7 protein-coding genes, 1 tRNA gene and 1 pseudogene are annotated in these 9465 nt (G+C 69.1%); 8 read left to right on the top strand and 1 reads right to left on the bottom strand.

The features are described from left to right. Positions 1-1349, bottom strand: a pseudogene (locus tag AC3XYG_RS33675) (PHA/PHB synthase family protein); the annotation flags it as partial. Positions 1350-1592: 243 nt separating this feature from the next. Between AC3XYG_RS33675 and AC3XYG_RS33670 the strand changes: the two are divergent. The 8 genes from AC3XYG_RS33670 to AC3XYG_RS33635 all read left to right on the top strand — a co-directional run bounded on the left by AC3XYG_RS33670 (position 1593) and on the right by AC3XYG_RS33635 (position 9463). After that, the gene (locus tag AC3XYG_RS33670; RefSeq protein ID WP_489144250.1) at positions 1593-2639 is read left to right on the top strand and encodes an OmpA family protein; all 1047 of its coding nucleotides are present in this window, start codon (positions 1593-1595) and stop codon (positions 2637-2639) included. A gap of 43 nt (positions 2640-2682) precedes the next feature. After that, on the top strand, positions 2683-3948 hold the full coding sequence (locus tag AC3XYG_RS33665) for an LL-diaminopimelate aminotransferase (RefSeq protein WP_489144249.1): 1266 nt from the start codon (positions 2683-2685) through the stop codon (positions 3946-3948). Next, positions 3945-5237, top strand: a complete 1293-nt coding sequence (locus AC3XYG_RS33660; protein ID WP_489144248.1) for a homoserine dehydrogenase — start codon at positions 3945-3947, stop codon at positions 5235-5237. The genes AC3XYG_RS33665 and AC3XYG_RS33660 overlap by 4 nt, the downstream gene beginning before the upstream one ends. Before the next feature lie 129 nt (positions 5238-5366). After that, positions 5367-6338 carry a class II fructose-bisphosphatase gene (glpX, locus tag AC3XYG_RS33655; RefSeq protein WP_489144251.1) on the top strand — a complete coding sequence of 324 codons (972 nt, stop codon included), beginning with the start codon at positions 5367-5369 and terminating at the stop codon, positions 6336-6338. An 11-nt stretch (positions 6339-6349) separates the two neighbouring features. Further along, positions 6350-8089, top strand: coding sequence for a single-stranded-DNA-specific exonuclease RecJ (gene recJ, locus AC3XYG_RS33650; protein WP_489144247.1), 1740 nt, complete (start codon positions 6350-6352; stop codon positions 8087-8089). A 38-nt stretch (positions 8090-8127) separates the two neighbouring features. Further along, positions 8128-8203 (top strand) — tRNA-Glu (locus AC3XYG_RS33645). 200 nt (positions 8204-8403) lie between these two features. Next, positions 8404-8763, top strand: coding sequence for a hypothetical protein (locus AC3XYG_RS33640; protein WP_489144246.1), 360 nt, complete (start codon positions 8404-8406; stop codon positions 8761-8763). 46 nt (positions 8764-8809) lie between these two features. Continuing rightward, complete coding sequence (locus tag AC3XYG_RS33635) at positions 8810-9463, top strand: GntR family transcriptional regulator (protein WP_489144245.1); 654 nt, start codon at positions 8810-8812, stop codon at positions 9461-9463. The last annotated feature ends 2 nt before the right edge of the window (positions 9464-9465 follow it).

Raw genomic sequence — 9465 nt, 5'->3', positions numbered from 1 at the left:
CGGCACCCCGGCCAGGTTGATGCCGCCCGGCTGGGCCAGCCGGTTCTCCTGGTACATGTTGCGCAGATAGAAGCTGTGCATCGCCGCCGGCATCCGGGTCGTGTCGCTGTTCCAGTACAGCAGGTCGAACGGGAAGGGGGCGCGGCCCAGCAGGTAGTTGTTGACGACGAAGGACCAGATCAGGTCGTTGGCGCGCAGCAGGTTGAAGGTCGACGCCATCGCCCCGCCTTCGAGATAGCCCTTGCCGGCCATCCGCTCCTCCAGCGACTGCAGCTGCTCCTCATCGACGAAGATGCCCAGCTCGCCGGGGTCGGTGAAGTCGGTCAGGGTGGTCAGGTAGGTGGCGCTCCTGATCCGGTCGTCACCCTTGGCCGTCATCCAGGCCAGGGTGCTGGCCAGCAGCGTGCCGCCCAGGCAATAGCCGACCGCGTTGACCTCGCGCTCGCCGGTCGCCTGCTCGATCGCGCCCAGCGCGGCCAGCGGCCCCTCCAGCATGTAGTCGGCGAAGCTCTTGGCCGCCAGCCGGCCATCGGGGTTGACCCAGGAGATGACGAAGACGGTGTGGCCCTGCTCGACCGCCCAGCGGATCAGGCTGTTCTGCGGCTTGAGGTCGAGGATGTAGAACTTGTTGATCCAGGGCGGGACGATGAGGAGGGGGCGCCGCGCCACCATCTCGGTCGCGGGGTCGTACTGGATCAGCTGCATCAGCTCGGTCTCGAACACCACCTTGCCGGGGGTGACGGCGATGTTGCGGCCGATTTCGAAGGCGTCGCGGTCGGTCATGCTGATCGCCAGCTCGCCATGGCCACGCTCCAGGTCGGCCAGCATGTTCTCCAGGCCCTTGACCAGGTTCTCGCCGCGGGATTCCAAGGTGCTGCGCAGCACCTCCGGATTGGTCGCGACGAAGTTGGACGGCGCCATCGCGTCGATGAACTGGCGGGTGTAGAAATCGACCTTCTTCGCCGCCTTGGCGTCCAGCCCCTCGACCTCGCGCACCGACCCCTGCAGCCAGCGCGCGGTCAGCAGGTAGGATTGCTTGATGAAGTCGAACACGGCGACCTCGCTCCAGGCCGGGTCCTTGAACCGCTTGTCGCCCTTTTCCGCCGTGACCACCGGCTCAGCCTCCTGGCCCAGCAGGCGCTGGGTGGTGCGGCCCCACAGCTGGGCATAGTCCTGCCACAGCGACATCTGGGTCTGCAGCAGCCGGGTCGGGTCGCTCATCATCCGCTTGGTCATCGCCAGGAAGGCCGAGCCGATGTTCAGCGGGTCGAGATCCTGCGTCTCGGTGCCGCGCTGCTTCTCCAGGAAGGCGTTGACCAGCCGGTGCTGCGATCGGCGATCTCCATCATGCGGCGGGCCAGCTCCGCCGGATCCGTCGTCGGGGTGGCGGCGGCGAAATCGGTTTTCGCTTGGCCGGGCTTGGGCTGGTCGGATCCGGCGCGGGGGCGTTCGGTCATGGGCTGGCGTCCCTTGTTCGGCCGCGGCGCCGCCCGTTGCGGTCTTTCGAGCATGGAACGCCGCTTATCCGCCACTTTGCACGGCCATTCTCTTTCCAGTCCACCCTTTCAACGAAGTGTGCTAGGCACGTGCCCATGCGTCGCACCGGCTCTCTCCCGCTCCTCTCCGCCCGCCCCGGCCGCCAGGCCCATGGCGTGATCGCCGCCACTATGCTCGGCCTCGCTTTGGCCGGCTGTGGCGGGGGTCTCTTCGACGGCACGCCCTATACGGGCGACGTCCAACCCACCGTGCCGAAGGCCCAGACGGCCGAGGTCGCGCCGCTCGGACCGGCCGAACCGCCGCCCGTGCCCAGCGTCGGCGGTCCCCTGGGGACGGCGCAGTCCGGGCCAGCCAAGACCTATGCGATCCCGGCCCTGGAGGCGACCGACGCCGACCGCGCCGCCATGCAGCAGGCTCGGGCCCAGCAGCAGCAGGCGATGCAGGGGCAGCGCCAGGCCCAGCTCAACGCCCAGCGCCAGGCCGCCTTCCAGGCGCAGCAGCAGGCGGCACAGCAGCAGGCCGCGGCCCAGCCGCAGCAGCAGCCGACCGGCACCGTGGCGCCGCTGAGCTTCGGCCAGCGCCGCAACACCGCCGCGCCGGCCGCGATGGAGGCGATGCCGCGCCCGGCCTCGCCGCAGACCTACCCGAATCTCGCCACCGTGCCGCAGAAGCCGGAAGACCTGCCGACACCGGAACAGCAGGCGGTGGTGCGCAACCAGCTCGAAGCCGACCGCGCCGCCTCCGGCGCGCCCGGCGCACTGAGCTTCGGCAACCGCGCCGCCGGCCAGGCGGCCGCGGCGCCGGCGGCCCCGGCGGCAGCGGAACCGAAGCCGGCCTTCAGCTTCGCCAACCGGGTCGTCGGCACGGTCAAGTTCGACGGCGGCAGCACCACCATGCCGGCCGCGGGCAACAGCACGGTCGAGCAGGTGGCGAAGACGGCGCAGAGCCCGAAGCTGCGCGTCGTCGGCTTCGGCGCCGGTGACGGCGCCGGCCAGGCCAAGGCGCGGGCCGAGGCGGTGGCGGCGGCACTGCGTGCGGCCGGTGTCGATCCGGCCCGGATCGTCACCGGTGGTTCGGCCGACACGCGGGCGAACATCACCGACGACCAGGCCGCCCGAGTCGAAATCTACCTCGCCCAGTAAGCCAAGCACCGGACGCCCCGACATGGGCGTCGGGGGGATACCGATGACCGATCAGGACTTCCACCGAATCAAGCGCCTGCCGCCCTATGTGTTCGCCGAGGTGAACGCGATGAAGGCGGCGGCGCGAGCGCGGGGCGAAGACATCATCGATCTCGGCATGGGCAACCCGGACGGGCCGCCGCCGAAGCATGTGATCGAGAAGCTGACCGAGGCGGCGCAGGCCGGGAATGCCGCGCGAGGTAGAATAGCCGTGGCTGCGCGGATTCTGCGCCGGGCCCAGGCTGCCTATTACCAGCGCCGCTTCGGCGTCGATCTCGACCCCGAGAGCGAGATCATCGTCACCATCGGGTCGAAGGAAGGCCTGGCCAATTTGGCCCAGGCCATCACCAGCCCGGGCGACATCATCCTGGTGCCGAACCCGAGCTACCCGATCCACATGTTCGGCTTCATCATCGCCGGCGCGTCGGTGCGATCGCTGCCGCTCACGCCGGGCGCCGATTTCATGGACGTGCTGGAGCGGGCGGTGCGGCACAGCGTGCCGAAGCCGACCGCGCTGGTGCTGAACTACCCGTCGAACCCGACGGCCGAGGTGGTCGACCTCGACTTCTACCGGCCGATCATCGAGTTTTGCCGCAAGCACGGCATCTGGGTGCTGTCCGACCTGGCCTATGCCGAGATCTATTTCGACACGGCGCCGCCGCCCTCGATCCTGGCGATCCCCGAGGCGCGCGAGATCGCGGTCGAGTTCACGTCACTGAGCAAGACGTATTCGATGGCCGGCTGGCGCGTCGGCTTCGCCGCCGGCAACAAGCGCCTGATCGGGGCGCTGGCGCGGGTGAAGTCCTATGTCGACTACGGCGCCTTCACCCCGCTGCAGGTGGCGGCGACGGCGGCGATCAACGGCCCGCAGGATTTCATCGACGAGATGCGGGCGCGCTACCGCCTGCGCCGCGACACCCTGGTCGAAGGGCTGCGCGCCGCCGGCTGGCCGGTGGAGAAGCCCGAGGCCAGCATGTTCGTCTGGGCGGCGATCCCCGAACCCTTCCTGAAGATGGGCTCGCTCGCCTTCTCCAAGCTGCTGCTGGAGGAGGCGGGGGTCGCGGTCGCGCCGGGCGTCGGCTTCGGCGAATACGGCGACGGCCATGTCCGAATCGCCCTGGTGGAGAACCACCAGCGCATCCGGCAGGCCTGCAAGAACATCAAGACCTTCCTGAGCCGGCGCCGGAACGACCCGGAACCGGCCAGTCTTCGGCCCGACACCGTGGGGCCAGACACCGTGGGACCCGACACCTTGCAGGCGGCATCGTGACTCCTGTTCTCCGGATCGGCATCGCCGGCCTCGGCACGGTCGGCGGCGGCGTGCTCCGCCTGCTGCAGACCCATGCGGATCTGCTGGCCCAGCGCAGCGGCCGGCGCATCGTCGTCGCCGCCGTCTCGGCCCGCGACCGGCACCGCGACCGCGGCGTCTCGCTCGACGGCGTGCGCTGGTATGACGACGCGGTGGCCCTGGCCGCCGACCCCGAGATCGATGTGGTGGTCGAGTTGATCGGCGGCTCCGACGGCATCGCCAAGGCGGTGTGCGAGACCGCGATCGCCCATGGCAAGCCTGTGGTGACCGGCAACAAGGCGCTGATCGCCATGCACGGCCCGGCCCTGGCCGCGGCGGCGGAGGAGGCAGGCGTCGCCCTGGCCTTCGAGGCGGCGGTGGCCGGCGGCATCCCGGCGATCAAGGGGCTGCGCGAAGGCTTGGCCGCCAACCGGATCGAGGCGGTGTTCGGCATCCTCAACGGCACCTGCAACTATATCCTGACCGAGATGCGGACCACGGGCCGCGAGTTCTCGGAGGTCCTGGCCGAGGCGCAGAAGCTCGGCTATGCCGAGGCCGATCCCAGCTTCGATGTCGACGGCGTCGACGCCGCGCACAAGCTGGCGGTGCTGGCGGCCCTGGCCTTCAACACCCCGGTCACCTTCGCCGATCTGCACATCGAGGGCATTCGCCAGATCTCGGCGCTCGACATCGCCTATGCCGAGGAGCTGGGGTTCCGCATCAAGCTGCTCGGCATCGCCCGGCGCACGGCCGAAGGGCTGTCGCTGCGGGTGCATCCCTGCATGGTGGCTGAGGCCTCGCCGATCGCCCATGTCGAAGGTGTGTTCAACGCCGTGGTGGCGCAGGGCGATTTCGTCGGCCAGGTGATGATGACCGGCCGCGGCGCCGGCGCCGGGCCGACCGCTTCGGCCGTGGTTGCCGACCTGGTCGACCTGTCCCGCGGCCTCAAGGTGCCGACCTTCGGCATCCCGGCCGCGCGGCTCGATACCCTGCCGGTGGTGGCGATGGATCATCGCCGCGGTGCCTATTACCTGCGCCTGATGGTGGTCGACCGGCCGGGCGTGATCGCCGATGTCGCCGCCGCCATGCGCGACCAGCAGATTTCGGTCGAAAGCCTTTTGCAGCGCGGCCGGTCGCCCGGCGATGCCGTGCCGCTGGTGATCATCACCCATGAGACGGATGAGGCGGCGATGAGCCGGCTGCTGGCGACGATCGGGTCGCTCGACGCCGTGCTGGAACCGCCGCACGTCATCCGCATTGAAGACCTGTGACCTTTCTCCGCCCCGGCCGTTCGCGGCCGGTGTCTCCATCTTGATGTATCGGCCCGCCGCTTCGGTGGCAGGGCCAGGGCCAAAAGGACCCGACAGACCATGAAACGGCCGGAAGCGAAGCCCCAGGCGATGGACCGCAACCTCGCGCTCGAAGTGGTGCGGGTGACCGAAGCCGCGGCGCTCTCCGCCTCGCGCCTGATGGGCCGCGGCGATGAGCGCCAGGCCGACCAGGCCGCGGTCGACGCGATGCGCCAGGCGCTGAACAGCCTCGCCATCGACGGCGAAGTGGTGATCGGCGAGGGTGAGCGCGACGAGGCGCCGATGCTCTATATCGGCGAGAAGGTCGGCACCGGCGAAGGGCCGGAGATCGACATCGCGCTCGACCCGCTGGAAGGCACCACCATCACCGCCAAGGGCGGGCCGAACGCGCTGGCCGTCATCGCCATGGCGAACAAGGGCGGCTTCCTGAAGGCCCCCGACGTCTACACGGACAAGATCGCCGTCGGCGGCGACCTGCCGAAGGACCTGATCGACATCGACTCGACCCCGGCCCAGAACCTCAAGGCGCTGGCCCTGGCCAAGCGGGTCGACGTCTCCGACCTCGTGGTCTGCGTGCTCGACCGGCCGCGGCACCAGGAGCTGATCGCCCGCATCCGCGAGGCCGGCGCCCGGATCATGCTGATCTCCGACGGCGACGTGTCCGGCGTGATCGCGACGGCCGAGGCCGGCACCGGCGTCGACCTGTATCTCGGCACCGGCGGTGCGCCCGAAGGCGTGCTGGCGGCCGCGGCGCTGCGCTGCATCGGCGGCCAGATGCAGGGCCGGCTGCTGTTCCGCAACGACGACGAGCGCGAGCGGGCGAAGCGCCAGGGCATCGAGGATTTCAGCCGCGTCTACGGGCTGATGGACCTGGCCGGCGGCGACGTGATGTTCGCGGCGACCGGCGTCACCGCGGGCCCGATGCTGCGCGGCGTGCGCCTGATCCCCGGCGGCGCCATCACCCATTCGATCATCATGCGGTCGAAGAGCGGCACGGTGCGGACCATCGAGGCGACGCACAATTTCCGCCGCAAGACCGGGTTCGAGTTCATCGGCGGGTGAGGCCGGCGGCCATGGCCGCGCCCGCTTCCGAATTCTCGGCGCCGGCCCTGTTCGGCGTCGAATCTTCGGTCAAGGGCGCGCGCTGGGTCGGCCGCGCCGTGGATGACCGGCTGGCGCTGGCGCTGTCGCAGCGCCACGCCCTGCCGGAAATCGTCGCCAGGGTGCTGGCCGCGCGCGGCGTCGGCCTGGACGACGCGACCGACTTCCTCAATCCGACATTGCGGGCGCTGCTGCCCGATCCCTCGGTGCTGCGCGACATGGATCGGGCCGCCGACCGCATCGCCCGGGCGGTGACCGCGGGCGAAGGCATCGCCATCTTCGGCGACTACGATGTCGACGGCGCCACCTCAACCGCGCTCCTGACCCGCTATCTCCGCGCCGTCGGGGTCGAACCGCAGATCCACATTCCCGACCGCATCGCCGAAGGCTATGGCCCCAACGCGCAGGCGCTGGAGAAGCTGCGCGCCGGCGGCGCGGCGCTGGTGGTGACGGTCGATTGCGGCACCACCGCCTTCGAGGCGCTGGAAGGCGCGATGGCCAGCGGCCTCGACATCGTCGTCATCGACCATCACACGGCGGAGCCGCGGCTGCCCAAGGTGGCGGCGGTGGTCAACCCGAACCGGCTGGACCAGGACCCTGGCCTGGGCCAGCTCGCCGCCTGCGGCGTCACCTTCCTGGCCCTGGTCGCCCTCAATCGTGCCCTGCGCCGCGCCGGAGTCTTTGCCGGACGGGCAGAACCCGACCTGATGGCGCTGCTCGACCTGGTCGCGCTCGGCACCATCTGCGACGTCGTTCCGCTGACGGGGCTGAATCGCGCCCTGGCCGATGTTGCGCGGGTGACCGAGACGGTCGACGCCTATCACGCCGGCTACCTGCTGGGCCCGCGGATCAATGCCGGCGGCCGGATCGGCCGGGCCGATCTCGGCGCCCGGCTGCTGGCCACCGACGACCGGGTGGAGGCAGAGCGGATCGCCGCCCTGCTCGACGAACACAATGTCGACCGCAAGACGGTCGAGGCCGAGGTGATGGCTGCGGCGATCATGCAGGCCGAGGCCGCAGTGGCGGGGCCGGTGATCCTGGTGTCGGGGGAGGGGTGGCACCCCGGCGTGGTCGGCATCGTCGCCGGCCGGCTGCGCGAACGCTATGGCCGCCCGTCCTGCGTGGTAGGCTTCGAAGGCGGCATCGGCAAGGCCTCCGGCCGCTCGGTGCCCGGGGTCGATCTCGGCGCCGCGGTCATCGCCGCGCGCCAGGCCGGGCTGCTGCTGTCCGGCGGCGGCCACCGCATGGCGGCGGGCTTCACGGTGCGGCAGGAATTGATCGCCGACCTGCAGGCCTTCCTGGCCAGCCATATCGACGGCCAGGGCAACGAACCGATCCTGCCGCTGGTCGAACTCGACGGCACGCTGGTGGTCGAGGCGGCGACGGTCGAGCTGGCCGAGACCCTGGCCAAGCTGGGCCCCTACGGCGCCGGCAATCCGGAGCCGCGCTTCGCCCTGCCGCGGGCACGGGTTGTAGCGCCGGCGGTGGTCGGCAGCGGCGGCCATGTCGCCTGCACCCTGGTCGGGCCGGATGGCGGGCGCCTGCGGGCGATCGCCTTTCGCTGCGCCGACCAGCCGCTGGGCCAGGCGCTGCTGCGCCGCGACGCGCTGCTGCATGTCGCCGGCACGCTGCGGCTCGATCGCTGGAACGGCAACCTGCGGGTTCAGCTGTTCATTGAAGATGTGGCACCGGTCTGGGCGGAAAGCGCTTGATTTCCGTCGCCGGTGCCGGTAGGTCTCTGCGCCGCGCCGACCCCTTCGTCTAGAGGCCTAGGACACCGCCCTTTCACGGCGGTAACACGGGTTCGAATCCCGTAGGGGTCACCATTCCGGAATGAAACTGGCACTCCAAGCGCCGCCGCTTTCGAGCTTCGATGAAGTCGACGCGCTGCGTCAGGGTGCGGAGATGATCGCGTCGGAATGCTTCATCTCCGTTCCGCAGTTTGCGCCGCGCCGCCTGGGCGAATCTCCGGAGCGTGTCCGGTGTCACCGAGGCGCCGACCCCCTTCGGCGAGGGAGGCCACTCGATGAGCGTCGGCCCGCGCCTGATCGCGGATCGCGGCAAGCTCCGCCACCCGGTCTTTCAACGCCGGATCGCTCGGGTCGCCGATGCCGTTCTCGATCGCCTGATGGAGCCGGTTCAGCTTCGCCTCGGCCTCCGTGGCGTGCTTGCGAAGCTCGGTGGCATGTCCCCGTTCGCGAGCGCCGGGCCGTCTTCGCCGGAATGGCCGCCGACGAGGAAGCCGGCGGGACCGTTCCCGTCGGGCGATGATCCCAAGCCTGACGCACGAGTATGTAACTTTAATTCCGGAATATCCGAATTTGCCGGCACATTATCTCTACGAACAAGTAATTTAAAGTCGCGCTTGGAGCAGCGATATTTTTAATAATAATACACAAGGACTCCTCTGATCTTTAGTCGGAGAGTCGCCGATGTCAACATCATTACCGGAAAGAATTTATACCGAAATCAGACGCCAGATTTTCATTCACGAATTGAAACCTGCCAGCCATCTAAAGATAGACACTCTGTCCGAAAGATTTCAGGCCAGTGCGATTCCCGTGCGGGAAGCACTGGTTCGACTCTGTAGCGAAGGCCTGGCTGTTCAGGAGGACAGACAAGGCTTTGCCGTTCGCCCCGTGACGCCGAAGCTCGTGGAAGACGACTATAGAACCCTGGCCACCATCCTGCAGACCGGGGCGGCTGAGATTGCCGCCGCCCTGGCACGGAAAAACGTGCAGGAGGCTCGCCTGGCAGACAGCCGCGACGCGCTGTCTGCCATCGCGAGGCCTGCGGATGTCGAGAACCTCGACGACATTCTGCTGGGCTGGGCCCCGTCGAAGCGGCTCGCTGTGCTCGGCGCGTTCTGTCGACTGCATAGCCAATACTTCCTGCAGCTCGATTTCGAACTCCGTGGCAATGATGGCCGGCGACACTACACCCGTCGGAGGCAACGCGCAGCAACCGCGCTGCTCGCCGGTCATGGCACGCTGGTACAGAAGCTCATTGCCGAGGAGCGGGATTGGCGGATCGACAATATTCCTTTGGTGATACGGGAGATGCTGTATCGGCAGCTGCCACGTTGAGC

The sequence above is a fragment of the Inquilinus sp. genome, assembly GCF_057815775.1.
Note: the sequence above shows the minus strand (reverse complement) of the source record. Positions and strands in the feature narration are given on the sequence as shown.